Origin of the sequence: Tenacibaculum sp. FZY0031 (assembly GCF_036350695.1) — a bacterium.
Classification (GTDB): Bacteria; Bacteroidota; Bacteroidia; order Flavobacteriales; family Flavobacteriaceae; genus Polaribacter.
Genome location: NZ_JAZDVY010000005.1, coordinates 54,332 through 70,736 on the forward strand (window position 1 = coordinate 54,332; position 16,405 = coordinate 70,736).

Sequence of the window (16,405 nt, forward strand, 5' to 3'; positions counted from 1 at the left end):
TGAAATTCCCGCTTTCGCGGGAATGACAATATACTAAATTTATTACTTTTTATTTGTTTTCTTTTTTCCAATCTTTCTTAAACGTACACTTCTTATAATCGTTGCTTAACTTTAAGTACGTTTCTTGGATTTTTTCTTTTGTCCATTTTGTAATTTCTTCCTCTTTTTTCTTGGCCAAAGCAAATTGTTGCATTCTTACATAGTCTTCAACCAAATCTGCTTTGTGAGTATCTGTTTTCTCTTTTAATAAGATTACTTTATACATTTTTTCTCCCTCACGGGTTTCATCATAGTAAATATCAGATAAATCTCCTTTTTTTAATTCACTAATTCTTGCGAATAAGTCTGGCGGCATTCTTGTTAACTCAAAAGTAGGTTCTTGAGTATACGGATTCATTATGATACCCGCACTATTTTTTGTTTCTTCATCTTCAGAATACTTTTTTACCGCATCTTCAAAAGTTATTTTTCCTTCTTTTATATCAGCTACTATCTTTTCTATTTGTTCTTTGGTTTCTTTTAATTTTTCATCAGAAACTTCAGGTTGCATTAAAATATGAGATACTTCACGTTGATTTCCTTTAATTTTATGCAATTGAAGTATATGGTATCCAAAAGCTGATTTAATAGGCTCAGAAATTTGATTTACGTCTAACGAAAAGGCTGTTTCTTTAAATTCTTTAATAAATGGACTATCTTTAGTTATTACGTATTTTCCTTCGTTTTGTGCTACTCCGGGGTCTTCTGAGTTAATGATTGCTTTTAACTTAAAACTAGCTCCGTTTTCAACTTCTTTTTTAATTTCTTTTAGCTTGTTAATTATACGTTCTTTCTCTTCTTCTGTTGGTTCAGCCTTAACTACTAATTGTTGTAATTGAACTTCAGCAGGTATTTCAGGAAGCTCATCTTTATCTTGTAATCCTTTAAAATAGATGCGTATTTCTTCAGGAGTTACATCGATATTTTCTGTAATTTTTTTCTGTTCTTTTTCTATTAACAAGTTCTCTCTTTGAACTCTTCCTAACTCTTTCTTTAAATCTTCAATATCATTAAATCCGTAAGCTGCAACCACTTTATCCTCACTTCCATACTCTTGAGTAAAAAAAGCTATACTTCTATCTACCCTACTGTCTATTTCTGATTGAGATACGGTTGCACTGTCGATAATTGCATGGTGAGCTAATAGTTTTTGCTGCATTAATTCTTCTAACATTTCACAGTCAGAAATCTTTACTTTCCCTTCACTTCTAAGTTCTACTTCTTGCTTAAACTTATCTATATCAGAATCTAAAACAATGTTTTTACCCACCACAACAGCAACACCGTCTACTTTTGTTTTTTGCGCATTTAACGTTGTTAAACCAGTTAAAAACAACATAAATACTATACTAATATTCTTTAAAGTTTTTGTTTTCAATTGCATCATTTATCAGCTTTTTTTCAATATCTCGTATTAATTCTAATTTTCTTTTATGTAAAATAATTTGTTTAATTCTAGGGCTTACATAGCTTAATGGAGCCGTAGCATTTTGTGGCAACATATTTTTTACAGCGACCAAATATACTCCTAAACTATCTTCTTTTTGTATGAATTTTGATATTTTTAACAAGTTTTCTTTCGTTTCATTACGAAAAGGTGGAATTTTTTTCTTTAAATAATCAAAAGTTACCCAAGTTGAATCTTGTAAGCGGTATGATTTAAAATTTAACAAATGTCGTTCTAAATCTTCCTTGTCTTCATCTTTCTCTGATTTGAACTGCTTTATTGTTTCTTTTTTATCTAAATAATTTTTACCAAAATGTACATATTCAAATTGTACAAGCTCCTCACTTACCCTAAAATTTTCTTTGTTTTCTTCGTAATACAATGCTATCTCTTCCTCTGTAACAACCGTATCTAGTTGTTGTTTTATCAAACGCTCTTTATAGCCATTGATATACAAGCTTTTTTTATAGTCGTTAACTAAGCTTTGTATTTCTTCACTGTTTACTTCAGAAATATTTTCTTCAGCTTTTATATATAATAATTCTTGCTTTGCCCACGAATTGATCAAGCCTTTTACTATTACTAAACTATCTTTAGGTGAAAGATTTTTGGGTAGTAAGCCTGCAATATCTTTCTTATACAAATGCTTATTATAAACAGTAGCTATTGGTCTTTCATTCGTAACCTTTTTAGTTTTTAAACTTACCAGATCACATGAAACTATTATTAATAATGTAATTAAAAAAATATATGTTCTCACTCTACTATTGGTTATACGTATTCTTTAATTTTCTTAATGCTCTTTTTCTTACTCTAACCGTATTGTTTTTTCGTAGCTCTTTAATCCATTCTTTCTCTAAGGCATCTTGATAATCACTAATTACTTGTCCCCTTATAGCATCAAGTTCTTTGCCATACTTTACTTTATTTGCACTAAAAAAAGATTTTAACCCTAAAGTGTCTTTAGAAGCTTTATTCCATATTTTTTGCTGCATTAAATCAAATAAAAGCAAGCCTTCTTTATACTCTAACAAGGTATTTCTATACTCTGGGTTGGTATGAACTAAATTTTTCTTAAAACAACTTAGCAATGCGTTCTTTTTAAAGTCTTTAAAATTTTCTTTTACTGTTTTGTTTGTAAATTTTATAAATTCTAAAAAATCTCTCTGTGTAAATTCTTCCTTATTCACAGAGAGTATAGTAGCATGTAATTCACTTGCTTTCAGGGCTTCTTTTTTTGTTTTTAGAAAAATTACCATAGCTTCAGGATATTCTTTTACTTCGTATGTATCCATTAGCTTCTTTAGCAATGCTTTATCTGATATTTTTATTCTTTTGGATTGTTTTACCTTTCTTATTAATTCGTTTTTCATTTCAGAAAAAGAAGGTACTGGATAGCTTTTTATAAGCTTAACGATATGCCAACCAAATATAGTTTTAAAGGGGGTACTGTAACTTCCAGGTACTTTTAAACTCCTTACATGATTCTCAAACTCGTCTACCATTTTTCCAGTTCCAAATCGTGGTAACCTACCTCCTATTTTGGCTGTATTGGTGTCTTCTGAATGTTCCTTTGCTACTTCTTCAAATGGTTTTCCAGATTCAAGAAGTTTATATAACGAGTGAATATTTGCCTCACTCTTAGGTGAGTTTCTAACTAAAATATGTGCAGCCTCAAATTCTCCTTTAGAAGATCTTATATCCGTTACTTTTACAATATGCCAACCAAATTTTGTTTTAAAAGGTTCAGAAACCTCTCCTACTTTTGTTTTGTAAGCTACTGTTTCAAAAGGATATACCATTTGAAAGGCTTTAAAGTAACCTAAATTTCCTCCATTTCTTTTTACAGAAGGATCTTCTGAAACCTCTTTTGCTACTTTTTCAAAGTCTTCTCCTTGTAAAATACGATTTCTATATCCTACAATCTTATTTCTTAAAAATAAGGTGTCTACAGCCAATCCTTTGCCTGGAAACCTTACTAAGATATGACTTGCTTTAACTTCATTTTTAGTACGATCATACGCTTCTTTCACCAGTGCTTGTAACGTTTCTGTGTCGTGCAAATAAGGTACTAACAATTCTTTTTTATAGCTTTCTAATTCTCTTTGGTATGACGTTACAGTATCTAATTGTAAATTATAAGCCTCATTTATTTTTAGCTTGTAATTAATAAACAATTCTAAATAGCTCTCAACACTAGTAGCTTCTGTGTCTTCTGCAATGGTTAAATTCTTTTCGTACATCTGCTTAAACTCAGAAACCATTACAGGAGTATCATTAATGCGGAACAATTCCGAATCTTTTTGACTAAAAGATGCTAGGGTGCCGTAAAATATAGCTATTGAGAAAAGTAGTTTTTTCATGCTATAAATTTACAAAGAAATAATTCCTTTTATAGCTTCCGCTTTTTTATAGTATGAAATAACCTCTTCTGAACTTTTAACCGTTATATGTATTGATACACTCACATACTTTCCTGTTTTAGATTTTTTAGTATCAATAACCGCTCCTCCTTGGTCAAATAAATCTTGTACCTCTTGTACTTGATTGCTATCTGTAGGAACTATAAACTTGTATAAATATTTAGCGGGAAACGTTGTCGTATCTTCTAATTGTGATTTTAACTTTGCGTAAAAAGCTTCTCTATCTTGCATAACTCAAAAATTACTGTTTGTATTAAAATTCATCAAAAAATATAGAAATTGTAATGATGAAGCACAAAATTACACTATTTATTATATTTATAACTTGAAACTTTTATTTTTGCCCCATGCAACAAAAAATAGTTTTAATAGGTGGTCCTGGTACGGGTAAGTCCTCTATTTTAAGAGAATTTATTAGACGTGGTTATGAATGTATGCCAGAGATTTCAAGAGAGGTTACACTTAAAGCTCAAAAAGATGGAATTGATCAGCTTTTTTTAGAGCAACCTTTATTATTTAGCCAACTACTATTGGAAGGAAGAGAGCAACAGTATATAGATGCACATCAAAGTGATGCTGAGATTATCTTTTTTGATAGAGGAATTCCTGATGTACATGCATATATGAATTATTTAGGTTCTGACTACCCCGATATTTTTATTGAAAAAAGCAATAAATATTTATACAATAAAGTGTTTATGTGTGCCCCATGGGAGACTATTTATAAATCGGATAACGAACGTTACGAGACCTTCGAACAATCGGTGAAAATAGATGCCTTTTTAAAAGAGGCGTATGAGGAAGTAGGCTACAATATTATTGATGTTCCTTTTGGATCGGTGCATGAACGTTGTGATTTTATTTTACATTCGTTAAAACACGATGTATGATAAATTGCTACAAATATTAAAACATTATTGGGGATATACTTCTTTTAGAAAACCGCAACAAGAAATAATTACTGAAGTTTTAGCAGGAAATAATGTTGTTGCTTTACTGCCTACAGGTGGTGGAAAATCCATTTGCTTTCAAGTACCTGCATTGGCTAAAGAGGGGGTTTGCATCGTAGTTTCTCCCTTAGTTGCTTTGATGCAAGATCAAGTTACAAACCTTACTGATAAAGGTATAAAAGCAACTTTAATCCCTTCTGGAAGCACACAAGATGATATTATTACGCTTTTTGACAATATTCGGTTTGGAAATACCAAATTTGTATACATTTCTCCCGAACGATTACAATCGCATTTTATCCAAGAAAAAATTAAGCAACTAAATGTCAATTTAATAGCTATTGATGAAGCACATTGTATTTCTGAATGGGGACACGATTTTCGTCCGTCTTACCAAAACATCACTGTTTTAAAAGAGCTTCATCCCTCTAGCCCTATAATTGCTTTGACAGCTACGGCAACTCAAAAAGTAATTTCAGATATTATTTCTTCTCTTCAATTAGAAACACCTACGATTTTTAAAAAGTCTTTTTTTAGAGAGAATTTAGCCTATCAAATTTTTAAAATTGAAGACAAACTTGGTAAACTCAACCAGATTTTCACCAAAACAAAAGCTCCTTCAATTGTATATGTAAACACCCGTAGTAAAACCAAGGAAATTAGCAGCTACTTAAATGCTCATGGTTTTAAAAGTTCTTTTTACCACGGAGGTCTTTCTCCTGTAGAAAAAAAGTTAGCTTTTGATCATTGGATGACAGAAAAAACACCGATTATAGTTGCTACCAACGCTTTTGGTATGGGAATAGACAAACCCAATGTTCGAGTTGTTGTTCATCTTAACTTGCCTTCTTCTATAGAAAATTATATTCAAGAAGCAGGTCGTGGCGGGCGAGATGGAATGAAGGCTTTTTCTGTAGTATTAACAAACGATAGTGATATTTCTTTAAGTAGTGAATTGCTTGAAAAAGCACTGCCAACCCTTGAAGATATAAAAACGATTCATCAAAAACTATATCAACATTTTCAAATTGCTAAAGGAGAACTGATAGAAACAGCTTTTGATTTTAATTTTTTGGATTTTTGTAACAAGTATAATTTGATTCCAAATACAACATTCAATACTCTTCAAATACTTAACAATAACGGAATTATTGAATTAAATCATAGCTTTCAGCAAAAATCGACAGTTCAGTTTTTAGCCTCAAGCAAACAAGTTATATCACACACAAATCAAAACTCCCAAGTTAAAAATTTTGTCCAACAAATTTTACGTATGTATGGTGGTATTTTTGAAAGCCCTGTAAAAATTGATGAATTTTACATTGCTAAAAAGCTAGGTACTACCTCTTGGTTCGTAATCGACACTTTAGAAAAGTTAGCTCAAAAAGAATTAATAGCTTACACAAAAGCTACTAATAATTCGGAGCTTTTCTTTTTACACCCAAGAGAAGATGATAAAACCATCAACCGAATTTCTATAAACATCAAACAATACATTAAACAGAAAAAACAAAAAAATAGAGATTTACTTCAGTTTATAGAAAACAATTCGGTTTGTAGAAGCGTACAACTTCTTTCCTATTTTGGTGAACACAGCTCTCTAAGCTGTGGAATCTGTGATGTTTGTTTACAAAGAAAAAATAAAGTTAATGTAAACCAAAAAGATATTCTTTCTAACTTACAAAAAGGAAAAACCTATACAGTTACTGAAATCTGCTCGCTATTAAATGAAAAAGAAGCGAACATTTTAATACTTTTGCGAGAGCTTCTTTCAGAAGAAAAAATACACACAAAAAACAATAAATACTTTTTAAAATAAATGAGAGATTTACGCATCGTTTTTATGGGAACTCCTGATTTTGCGGCTACCATTTTACAGCATTTAGTGGAGAATGATTATAATGTAGTAGGAGTTATTACTGCTCCAGATAAACCTGCTGGTAGAGGTCGTAAGCTTAATCAATCTGCTGTAAAAAAATATGCACTTTCTCAAAACTTGCCTATTCTTCAACCTACAAATTTAAAAAGTGAAGAGTTCCAAGAAAATTTAAAGAAATGGGACGCTAACTTACAAGTAGTTGTTGCTTTTAGAATGTTACCTAAATCCGTTTGGGCACTGCCAGAGTATGGTACTTTTAATTTACATGCTTCATTATTACCAGAATATCGTGGTGCTGCGCCTATTAACTGGGCAATTATAAATGGCGAAAGCAAAACAGGTGTTACTACTTTCTTTATTGATGATAAAATTGATACAGGAGAAATTATCTTACAAAGTGAAGTAACTATTAAAGAAGATGAAATTGTTGGGGAGTTACACGACAAATTAATGCACTTAGGCGCTCAACTAGTTGCAGATACTTTAGATTTAATTGCTAAAGGAGAGGTTGCCACTACTAAACAACCTGAACTAGAAGAAAAATCGGCTCCAAAATTATATCCTCATAACTGTAAAATAGATTGGTCTAAACCTTTAAATGATATTTACAATCATATTCGCGGATTGAATCCATATCCTGCTGCTTGGACTACCATTGTAAATGGAGAGAATGAACTTTCAGCTAAAATATACGGAGTTAGTAAAGACCCTTCTTCCCATAATCTTGAGGTTGGTACTATTGTCACCTCTAAAAAAGAGTTAAAAATAGCTGTTACAGATGGTTACTTAAATATTCATCAAATTAAAATTTCTGGTAAAAAATTAATGGATGCTCAGAGTTTGTTAAATGGTTATCAATTTGAAAAAGAAGCAAAAGTGCTGTAGCCCTTTGTTTATGCGGTTTTTACGTTTTTAACAAAAAACTATAAGTGGTTATTAACAATTTACAGCAACTTATTAACAAAAGGGTGTTTTTTTTAAGTCAAATCTTGCACAATCCCGCATTCCGTCTATATTTGTTGAGCTATTGAAGCAAAAAAATATTAATTAATTTTAAAATCTATTTAAATTATGAACAAATCAGATTTAATCGATGCGATGGCTGCTGATGCAGGAATTTCAAAAGCTGCTGCTAAAGCTGCATTAGACTCTTTAACTGATAACGTAACCAAAACTTTAAAGAAAGGTGATAAAGTTGCTTTAGTTGGATGGGGAACTTGGTCTGTTTCTAAGAGAGCTGCTAGAACTGGTAGAAACCCTCAAACAGGAAAAGAAATTAAGATTGCTGCTAAAAATGTAGTTAAGTTTAAAGCTGGTGCTGGTTTAAGCAATTCAGTAAACTAATATTTTCCACGAAACATATTACAAACAGCATTTAGGCAACTAAATGCTGTTTTTTTTTATTTAAGTGTCACAAAAAACAAATACTGGTTGTCTATTATATAGAACTTAAAACCATTAAAAATGAAAAATATACTTACTGTTGTCGCCCTTTTATTTTGTTTTTCAACTGCTTTTGCACAAAAAACGGTCAGTGCATCAGATCTTATGAAAGATATTAAAAACGGAAAAGCAATAGAAATTTCTAACGCCACAATTAAGGGTTCCTTAGACTTTACTTTTATGGATGAAGCCTTACCTAAATTACCAAAAAGAAAAAGTTGGTGGAATAACGGAGGATCTAATACTATTGAAAAACAAATTACCAATAAAATTTCTTTTGTAAACTGTGTTTTTGATGATGATGTATTAGCTTACATTCCTCACGAAAAAAGTGGCTATACTTTTGTAGCTAATTTTGAAGATATCGTAGTATTTAAAGACTGTACTTTTAAACAAAAAGCAATGTTTAAATATTCAGACTTTGAAAGAAACACAAACTTTTCTAATACCAAGTTTAAAGGAGACTCTACTTTTAAATATGCTAAATTTAACAGAGACATTACTTTTGAAAACACTTCTTTTGAAGAACCAGCTACATTTAAATATGCAGATTTTAACCGTTTTGTAAGTTTTAAAAACGCTGCTTTTAAAGAAAGTGCTATTTTTAAATACACTGAATTTAAAGACGGAGTATCATTTAGAAATGTAAAATTTGAAGAAGACTTAAATATTAAATATACCAAAGTATCAGGAGAGTTTGACATTACAGGAATGGAAGTCGCTTTTGATATAGATTCTAAATACACTAAAATAAACGGAAAAAGTTTTAATAAGTATTTAATGAAAAGGTAAACTCTATACGCCCCATAAAGAGGCTAAAATACACTTAGCTTAAAAACAAAAAACTCGTGATGAATATTACGAGTTTTTTTGTTTAAAAAACTTAAGTTGACACTCTTGTTAGTAATTTATAGCAACTTGATTTACTAGCGCTTTATCTTCAAACTTACGATTATCAAAAAAACATTAAAAAATAAGGATGCATCTGAAAAATGAAATAACTAAAAACGAACTTTAATACTATACCTAAGTATGGTATTGAACGAAAGTATTTTAGCACTGTAAACTCCTTCATATACAAGATATTTATCATTTATTTTACTTGATATATCAAATAAAACAATATATTTGTTTGATATATCAAGTAAAAATGACATTTAATACTCCAACAACAACCGTACTCTACTCTATAGAGGAAACCATAAAAGCATATCGTAAACTAAGTCAATATAATATTTCACAGGTTGTTCCTGATATTACTGTAGACCAAGCCTTAATTTTATTGTTATTAGAAAATAATAATACAACTCAAACAAAAATTGCCGATTTAGTTTTTAAAGACTATGCTTCTATGACACGTATAGTGAAACTAATGATATCTAAAAACTATTTAATTAAAACAACAGATAGAAAAGACAAGCGAAAGGCTAAGTTAGAAATTACGGATGAAGGAAAGGAAATTATAAAAAAACTAAGTCCGATAATACAAAAAAACAGACAAACTGCCTTAAATAATGTGTCCAACGAAGAGTTAGAACAATTATACAAAATTTTAAAAAAAATAACTAAAAATTGCAATTCTTAAAATGAAGAGATTAGCCTACTTACTTGTACTTATAATAACTTTTTCTTGTACTAATAAAAAACCTACTACTTTTAAAAGTCCAAAAATAACTCAAATTGCTAACTATGTAGATTCTTTAGATGGATTTAGTGGAGCAGTTTTAATTGCTAAAAATGATAGCACCCTATTCAAAAAAGCTTATGGATATGCTCATTTAGGTCATAAAGTTAAAAATAGAACAAACACAAAATTCAATCAAGGTTCTATTGGTAAGTCATTTACTGCTGTAGCCATATTACAGTTAATACAAAAAGGAAAACTATCACTTCAAGATAATATCGGAAAGTTTATTCCAAATTACCCTAATAAAACTGTTAGAGATTCTGTAACAATAGCTCACCTTTTAACCCATACAAGTGGAATCCCTCATTTTTTTGCCAGAGAATCCTTTATAAGAAGGTCTAAAGATTTATTTAGACATACAAATGACTTTAGTTCTCTGTATGAAAATGAACCAATGGAGTCCAATCCAGGTGAAACATTCTCCTACCGTAATACCAATTATTTAATACTAGGTAGGATTATTGAAGCTATATCTGGTATAGAATATAATGACTACTTAGAAAAAAATATTTACTCTGTCGCTTCCATGAAAAATACTGGAAACTATGATTTAGACCACCCTATTAATAATGCTGCCGAAGGTTATACTGTTTCAGATATTTATCCAAATAAATTAAAAATAAACTTTCACACATACCCTGTAAGAGGTGGTGCTCATGGGGGCGGATATACCACCTTAGATGATTTGTATAAGTTTTCTAATGCTTTGAAAGACTTTAAACTACTTAATAAAAAACACACTAAACTATTCACTACTCCTTTAAATAAAAACAGTCATTATGGTTATGGAATGCAATTTCCAAACCCAAAAGAAGGTAATATATATGGTCATAGTGGAGGACATTATGGGGTAGGTAGCGAATGGCGAGTTTATAAACAAGAAGGGTATACTGTAATAATTCTTACAAATAAAGATGCTGATAAAGGCTTTTTAGATGTACGCTATTTTATAGAAAAAACTATTTCTGGAAATACTCCCAAACTAGACAATTACTTTTTTACCAAAAAAGTAATTAAAACTTGCCTAACTAAAAACTTGGAAGAAGCAACGTCTTTAGTTAGAAAATCAAAATTTAAAATTTCTGAAATTGACTTAAATACCAAAGGTTATGATATGATTAAAAGAGGTTTTTATAAAAAAGCTATCGATTTATTTACCCTTGAAATGCTTTACTTTCCTGAATCCTATAATGCCTATGATTCTTTAGGAGAAGCCTATATGAAGGACGGACAAATAAGAAAAGCTATAAAAAATTATCAAAAAAGTTTAGAAATAAACCCTGAGAATTTAAATGGAAAGGAGAAGTTACGCGAATTATTGGCTATGAATAATTAGCACTAACAAAAACTCCGCCTTTCAGCGGAGTTTTATTTTTATTCTTCTTCATCGTTAAATGAAGAGTTCTTCTTTGCTTTCTTACTTCCTTCGTAGAGTTCATATTTTACAAAGCGACAGTCTAAATCTGCATTTTTAAGCGGTATTCTTTTCGACGTTCGTAAACCGACATGTTTTAAAGCTTGAATATCCGACGTAATTAACCACGCAGTTGAATTCGGATAGTTATTCTTTAAGGTATCCCCAATTTTTGTGTAAAACTCTTCTACATCGATATTTAAACGCTCTCCATAAGGCGGATTGAACAAAATAGTTGTTTTACCAAACACTTCTTTTTTTGAGTTGAAGAAGTTTACGTGATGTACACCTATAAACTCATCTAAATTCGCATTGATAATATTTTGCTGTGCTTTTCTAACTGCCGATGGAGCCTTATCAAATCCCATAATTTTAAAATGAGAACTTCGTATTTTTTTTAATAACGAATCTTGAATAACAAAGTATAAATCTTCATCATAATCCTTCCAGTTTTCAAAAGCAAAATGCTTACGGTTGATATTTGCAGGAATTTGATTGGCAATCATTGCTGCTTCAATTAAAATAGTACCTGAACCACACATCGGGTCGATAAAATTCTCTTCTCCATTATATCCTGAAAGCAAAATTAATCCTGCTGCCAATACCTCATTAATCGGTGCTATGTTTGTTGCACTTCGATACCCACGCTTGTGTAATGATTCGCCAGAAGAATCTAACGAAATAGTTAGCCACTCTTTATGAATGTGTACATGAACTTTTACATCTGGGTATTTTAAATCTACATTCGGACGTTTTTCATACTTATGCATAAAATAATCGGCAATAGCATCCTTCGATTTTAAGCTAATATAATGTGAATTTGAAGTAAAGTTCTTTGAGTTTACTACCGAACCAATTGCAAATGTACCATCAACATCTAAAAAACGTTCCCATTTTACGCGTTGAATTGCTTCGTATAAATCTTCTTCATCAAAAATTTTACTGCGTTTAATCGGTTTTAAAATACGAATAGCCGTACGCAAAGCTATATTGGCTTTATACATAAAGCCCTTATCACCTCTAAAAGCAACACTCCTTACTCCTTCTTTCACTTCCATTGCTCCTAGCAGTCGTAACTCATCTGCTAAAACTCCTTCTAAACCTGCCATGGTTATGGCGGTCATCTTAAAATCTTTTTCCATGTAACTGTAAAATTTCACTGCAAAAGTACAGCTAATTTTGGGTTGTTGTGAATCTTTTCTACTTTGAATATAAAAAACGTAAGTTTTGCGTATTTTTGCAGACCTTTATAGTTATGAATACAACAACAGATTGGTTTACTTCGTGGTTTAATACACCATACTATCATATTTTATACAAGCATAGAAACGATGCAGATGCACAATTTTTTATGCGTAATATCACTTCTTTTTTACAACTTCCTAAATTGAGTCGTATTGCTGATTTACCTTGCGGAAAAGGGCGTCATGCGGTGTACTTAAACTCGTTAGGCTATGACGTTGTGGGAGGTGATTTAAGCGAAAACAGCATTGAACATGCCAAACAGTTTGAGAATGACACGCTTCGTTTTGAAGTTTGGGATATGCGAAAGCCTATTGAAAGCAAATACGATGCTATTTTTAACCTTTTTACCAGTTTTGGTTATTTTGAAGATGATAATGAAGATATTCTTGTTTTAAAAAGTATTCAAAACGGATTAAAAGAAAATGGTGTCTTTGTTTTGGATTTTTTAAATGTTGAAAAAGTAAAAAATACACTTGTAAAAGAAGAAATAAAAACTATTGACGGCATTGAATTCAATATTCAAAAAGAAATTAAGGATGGGTTTATCTTAAAACATATTTCTTTTACTGCTGAAGGAAAATCACACTCATATACAGAACGTGTAAAGTTTCTAACTTTAGAAAAACTACAATCGTATTTTGATCGTGTTGGCCTACAAGTAACACATGTTTTTGGCAATTACAATCTTAATGAATTTAATTCACAATCTTCTGACCGCTTAATTATTGTTGCTAAATGAGTTACTTATTACTAATTATTTCTGTTTTAGTAGGTGTTTTATTTGTTTTTACACTAAAACCTAGTACTACCTTCGTTCGTTTATTATTAGCCTTTAGTGGTGCTTATTTGCTCTCGGTAACCATCTTACATTTAGTGCCCGAAGTATATCATCATACCGACAACACCAAGTCTGTGGGAATTTTAATTTTGGTAGGAATCATTATTCAATCAGTTTTAGAATCGTTCTCAAAAGGAGCTGAACACGGGCATATACATTTGCATTCTGATTCGTCTAAATTTCCTTGGTTACTTTTTGTTAGTTTGTGTATTCATGCTTTTTCGGAAGGCTTACCAATTCATCATGCAGGTGATAATTTATTATGGGCAATTATTGTACATAAAATTCCAATTGCAATCGTTTTAACTACCTTTTTGCTACATGCAAAGTATTCGAAAAAAACAATCTTTTTCTTTTTAACGGTATTTGCATTCATGAGTCCCTTCGGAATTTTAGTGTCTAACAAAGTTCCTTTAATAGCACAATACCATACAGAAATTACTGCTTTAATCGTTGGAGTATTTTTACATATTTCAACCATTATTCTCTTTGAAAGTACTGAAAATCACAAATTCAACTACAAAAAATTTGTAGCGATTGTTTTGGGAGTTTTATTGACTGTTTTTACGTTATAATTTGTTTTTCTATCTTTAGAAAACTAAAATTACCTACTTGTAGGTAAGTGTCATGTTGTAACTTTTTCTGAAATTTGAAGAAGTACTAACTAACAAAATTTTATTATGAAAAACAATGTGCTTTTAATTACCCTAATAACCATCTTTTTCTTTTCCTGTGAAGAGACTCCTAAAAAAAAAGTTACAGCCCCTCTTCTCCTAACAACTTATTCTAAAAAGAAGAAACCTCGAAAAATAAAAGCCAAAGAGAAGAAAATATACAAACGTCAACTAGAAATAGTAACTGGTAGTCAAGATTTTAGTTATTTCGATAAAGATACACGAGACTCAATTGTTTTAAGAATTCCTGTAGCCAATGACAATTTTAAATTTTATAATATTTACAATATAACCAACGGAAATAATAAAGGAATTCTTGTTATTATTTCTGACAATTCAAAAAATGAGGTTTGTGAAATTAGCGAAAAAACACATATACTAGACACTCTGGTATTTGCTCATAAACTGAAACACTATAGAACGAATTTACCTCTTACTTTAAAAATGAAAGATTCTTTACAAACTTTTGTTTTTAACGATTATCTTCCTAATTTTCTCAAAGACTCTTTAAAATACATCAATCGACATCATGCTGTACTAGAAAGGGTTGGAGATTGGACTTGGAGTTGTGAAAATTCTTTTTTTCAAGAGTATTTTAATATAGATGACAAACAACCTAAAGAAAGTGGAGGCGGAGTTATTGTTTCTTTTCCTTAATAATGAATTTTATAAATACATATATACTTATAGGATTTATACTAATAATTAGTATAAATCCTTTCTTATCAAACCCGATATTTTCTCAAGAAAAAGAGAAGCGCTCTGCCTATTCTTTTTTTAATGAAGGGCTAAACTATAGTTACCAAAACAAAGCTGACTTAGCTTATATGAGCTTTATAAAAGCCCTTAAAATATATGAAGCAAGACAATTGAAAGACAGTGTAGCTGAATGTAACTTAAAGCTATTTTATATCATTGACTCTCAAAAAAACAACTCAGAAAACCCTTTACCCTATCTCATAAAATACAAAAATTACGCAGAAGAATCAAATGATACTATCAGACAAATTATTTCTAATGCCTACCTTGCTTCTTATTATTTTTTAAAAGATTTTAAAAAATCTGAAAAATTTTACAAAAAAGGATTAAAACAATCCTTACTAATTAACAACGAATTATTTCAAGCAAATTTTTACACCAATTTAGGAGCACTCTACAATGAATACGATACGATATTAGATATTAATAACCATAAAAAAGCTATAAACATATATCACAAATTAAACATGGATGGTAAGTTATTTTCTTCTTACTTAAATATTGCTGAGCATTATCGTTTAAAAAAATCTTATAAAAAAGCTATTGAGTATCTTAAAAAAGCAGAAACAGTTAAGATTGAACACTACAATAAAAAATTATTGAAAAAACTATATGAACGTTTGGCTTTAAATTATCAATCTAATAAGGAATATAAACTTGCAAACAACTACTTTATAAAGTTTGATTCTATCAAAGAACTTTTAAATAATAGTAAGCAAAATACTGAAATTTCAAGAATTAAAGAACAATATGATAATGAAAAATTAAAGGCTGAAAACCTTATTAGTGAATCAAAAAGAAAACAAAATCGCAATTTATTTATAGCTGCACTTTCTCTTCTTTGCTTTGGAGGAATTATTGGATTATTGACCTTAAAAAATTCCCACAAAAAACGCTTGTTAGCAGAACAACAACAAGAGTTAGAACAACAAAAAAACCTAACTTTATTAAAAGAGCAAGAAATCAATACGATCAATGCAATGATTGACGGTCAGGAGAAAGAACGCATTCGTATTGCCGAAGACTTACATGACAATATTGGCAGTGTTTTAGCTACTTTAAAATTGCATTTTGAAAACCTACAACTCAACCGAGAAAAAAAACACTTTAATCAAGAAGAATTGTATGAAAAGACAGAGAAACTCATAGACGAAACCTATTTAAAGGTTCGAAATATTGCCCATGCTAAAAATGCAGGGGTTCTCGCTAATAAAGGACTGTTAACAGCTATTAAGCTCATGGCTGAAAAAATATCGGATGCTAATAAAATTACTATACAGGTACTCGATTTCGGATTGAATAAAAGATTAGACAACAATATAGAGATTACGGTTTTTAGAATTATTCAGGAGCTTATTACCAATATTATCAAACATGCTGAAGCAACTGAAGCAACTGTAAATATTGCTTTATACGACCAAAATTTAAATATCATTGTAGAAGACAATGGAAAAGGATTTGTTCCTTCTAATAACGCGGGAGAGAAAGACGGAATGGGAATCACCTCTATACAAACAAGAGTAAACCATTTAAAAGGGACCTTTACTATTGATTCTACTCCAAATAAAGGCACTTCTATTATCATCAACATCCCCACACTATAATAC

16 protein-coding genes are annotated in these 16,405 nt (G+C 30.5%); 11 read left to right on the forward strand and 5 right to left on the reverse strand.

Going from position 1 to position 16,405, the window contains the following annotated elements; all coding sequences use genetic code 11:
* Positions 1-49: 49 nt before the first annotated feature.
* Genes V1T75_RS08200 through V1T75_RS08215 form a run of 4 tightly spaced genes read right to left on the reverse strand, consistent with a single transcriptional unit; the run spans position 50 to position 4,140 of the window.
* The gene (locus tag V1T75_RS08200) at positions 50-1,426 is read right to left on the reverse strand and encodes a peptidylprolyl isomerase (protein ID WP_330488065.1); all 1,377 of its coding nucleotides are present in this window, start codon (positions 1,424-1,426) and stop codon (positions 50-52) included.
* The gene (locus tag V1T75_RS08205; protein WP_330488066.1) at positions 1,389-2,246 is read right to left on the reverse strand and encodes a hypothetical protein; all 858 of its coding nucleotides are present in this window, start codon (positions 2,244-2,246) and stop codon (positions 1,389-1,391) included. The genes V1T75_RS08200 and V1T75_RS08205 overlap by 38 nt, the downstream gene beginning before the upstream one ends.
* Positions 2,247-2,250: 4 nt before the next feature.
* Complete coding sequence (locus V1T75_RS08210) at positions 2,251-3,849, reverse strand: peptidylprolyl isomerase (protein WP_330488067.1); 1,599 nt, start codon at positions 3,847-3,849, stop codon at positions 2,251-2,253.
* Between the two features lie 9 nt (positions 3,850-3,858).
* Positions 3,859-4,140 (reverse strand): DUF493 family protein, encoded by a 282-nt coding sequence (locus V1T75_RS08215; RefSeq protein WP_330488068.1) that lies wholly within the window; start codon positions 4,138-4,140, stop codon positions 3,859-3,861.
* Positions 4,141-4,256: 116 nt separating this feature from the next.
* Between V1T75_RS08215 and V1T75_RS08220 the strand changes: the two genes are divergently transcribed.
* The 7 genes from V1T75_RS08220 to V1T75_RS08250 all read left to right on the forward strand — a co-directional run bounded on the left by V1T75_RS08220 (position 4,257) and on the right by V1T75_RS08250 (position 11,204).
* On the forward strand, positions 4,257-4,799 hold the full coding sequence (locus tag V1T75_RS08220; protein WP_330488069.1) for an ATP-binding protein: 543 nt from the start codon (positions 4,257-4,259) through the stop codon (positions 4,797-4,799).
* Complete coding sequence (locus V1T75_RS08225; protein ID WP_330488070.1) at positions 4,792-6,678, forward strand: RecQ family ATP-dependent DNA helicase; 1,887 nt, start codon at positions 4,792-4,794, stop codon at positions 6,676-6,678. Before V1T75_RS08220 ends, V1T75_RS08225 begins: the two co-directional genes overlap by 8 nt.
* The gene (fmt, locus tag V1T75_RS08230) at positions 6,679-7,623 is read left to right on the forward strand and encodes a methionyl-tRNA formyltransferase (protein WP_330488071.1); all 945 of its coding nucleotides are present in this window, start codon (positions 6,679-6,681) and stop codon (positions 7,621-7,623) included.
* A 186-nt stretch (positions 7,624-7,809) separates the two neighbouring features.
* Complete coding sequence (locus V1T75_RS08235; protein WP_099216100.1) at positions 7,810-8,082, forward strand: HU family DNA-binding protein; 273 nt, start codon at positions 7,810-7,812, stop codon at positions 8,080-8,082.
* A 120-nt stretch (positions 8,083-8,202) separates the two neighbouring features.
* A complete protein-coding gene (locus V1T75_RS08240; protein ID WP_330488072.1) occupies positions 8,203-8,973 on the forward strand; it encodes a pentapeptide repeat-containing protein in 771 nt (256 codons plus the stop codon).
* A gap of 358 nt (positions 8,974-9,331) precedes the next feature.
* Positions 9,332-9,766 carry a MarR family winged helix-turn-helix transcriptional regulator gene (locus V1T75_RS08245; RefSeq protein WP_330488073.1) on the forward strand — a complete coding sequence of 145 codons (435 nt, stop codon included), beginning with the start codon at positions 9,332-9,334 and terminating at the stop codon, positions 9,764-9,766.
* A 1-nt stretch (position 9,767) separates the two neighbouring features.
* Entirely contained in the window at positions 9,768-11,204 is a 1,437-nt protein-coding gene (locus V1T75_RS08250; RefSeq protein ID WP_330488074.1) for a serine hydrolase, read from the forward strand.
* A 38-nt stretch (positions 11,205-11,242) separates the two neighbouring features.
* Here the strand turns inward: V1T75_RS08250 and V1T75_RS08255 are convergent, their stop codons facing one another.
* A complete protein-coding gene (locus V1T75_RS08255) occupies positions 11,243-12,424 on the reverse strand; it encodes a THUMP domain-containing class I SAM-dependent RNA methyltransferase (RefSeq protein ID WP_330488075.1) in 1,182 nt (393 codons plus the stop codon).
* A 113-nt stretch (positions 12,425-12,537) separates the two neighbouring features.
* Between V1T75_RS08255 and V1T75_RS08260 the strand changes: the two genes are divergently transcribed.
* From V1T75_RS08260 to V1T75_RS08275, 4 genes are all read left to right on the forward strand, one after another.
* Positions 12,538-13,266, forward strand: a complete 729-nt coding sequence (locus V1T75_RS08260) for a class I SAM-dependent methyltransferase (protein WP_330488076.1) — start codon at positions 12,538-12,540, stop codon at positions 13,264-13,266.
* Positions 13,263-13,940 (forward strand): ZIP family metal transporter, encoded by a 678-nt coding sequence (locus V1T75_RS08265; RefSeq protein WP_330488077.1) that lies wholly within the window; start codon positions 13,263-13,265, stop codon positions 13,938-13,940. Before V1T75_RS08260 ends, V1T75_RS08265 begins: the two co-directional genes overlap by 4 nt.
* A gap of 105 nt (positions 13,941-14,045) precedes the next feature.
* A complete protein-coding gene (locus V1T75_RS08270) occupies positions 14,046-14,696 on the forward strand; it encodes a hypothetical protein (RefSeq protein WP_330488078.1) in 651 nt (216 codons plus the stop codon).
* 2 nt (positions 14,697-14,698) lie between these two features.
* Positions 14,699-16,402, forward strand: coding sequence for a tetratricopeptide repeat-containing sensor histidine kinase (locus V1T75_RS08275; protein WP_330488079.1), 1,704 nt, complete (start codon positions 14,699-14,701; stop codon positions 16,400-16,402).
* Positions 16,403-16,405: the final 3 nt, after the last annotated feature.

Bases quoted from the DNA above. Each gene is read 5' to 3' on its own strand.
- V1T75_RS08200 (WP_330488065.1), bottom strand. From the start codon at position 1,426: ATGATGCAATTGAAAACAAAAACTTTAAAGAATATTAGTATAGTATTT.
- V1T75_RS08210 (WP_330488067.1), bottom strand. From the start codon at position 3,849: ATGAAAAAACTACTTTTCTCAATAGCTATATTTTACGGCACCCTAGCA.
- V1T75_RS08215 (WP_330488068.1), bottom strand. From the start codon at position 4,140: ATGCAAGATAGAGAAGCTTTTTACGCAAAGTTAAAATCACAATTAGAA.
- V1T75_RS08220 (WP_330488069.1), top strand. From the start codon at position 4,257: ATGCAACAAAAAATAGTTTTAATAGGTGGTCCTGGTACGGGTAAGTCC.
- V1T75_RS08225 (WP_330488070.1), top strand. From the start codon at position 4,792: ATGTATGATAAATTGCTACAAATATTAAAACATTATTGGGGATATACT.
- fmt (WP_330488071.1), top strand. From the start codon at position 6,679: ATGAGAGATTTACGCATCGTTTTTATGGGAACTCCTGATTTTGCGGCT.
- V1T75_RS08235 (WP_099216100.1), top strand. From the start codon at position 7,810: ATGAACAAATCAGATTTAATCGATGCGATGGCTGCTGATGCAGGAATT.
- V1T75_RS08240 (WP_330488072.1), top strand. From the start codon at position 8,203: ATGAAAAATATACTTACTGTTGTCGCCCTTTTATTTTGTTTTTCAACT.
- V1T75_RS08245 (WP_330488073.1), top strand. From the start codon at position 9,332: ATGACATTTAATACTCCAACAACAACCGTACTCTACTCTATAGAGGAA.
- V1T75_RS08250 (WP_330488074.1), top strand. From the start codon at position 9,768: ATGAAGAGATTAGCCTACTTACTTGTACTTATAATAACTTTTTCTTGT.
- V1T75_RS08255 (WP_330488075.1), bottom strand. From the start codon at position 12,424: ATGGAAAAAGATTTTAAGATGACCGCCATAACCATGGCAGGTTTAGAA.
- V1T75_RS08260 (WP_330488076.1), top strand. From the start codon at position 12,538: ATGAATACAACAACAGATTGGTTTACTTCGTGGTTTAATACACCATAC.
- V1T75_RS08265 (WP_330488077.1), top strand. From the start codon at position 13,263: ATGAGTTACTTATTACTAATTATTTCTGTTTTAGTAGGTGTTTTATTT.
- V1T75_RS08270 (WP_330488078.1), top strand. From the start codon at position 14,046: ATGAAAAACAATGTGCTTTTAATTACCCTAATAACCATCTTTTTCTTT.
- V1T75_RS08275 (WP_330488079.1), top strand. From the start codon at position 14,699: ATGAATTTTATAAATACATATATACTTATAGGATTTATACTAATAATT.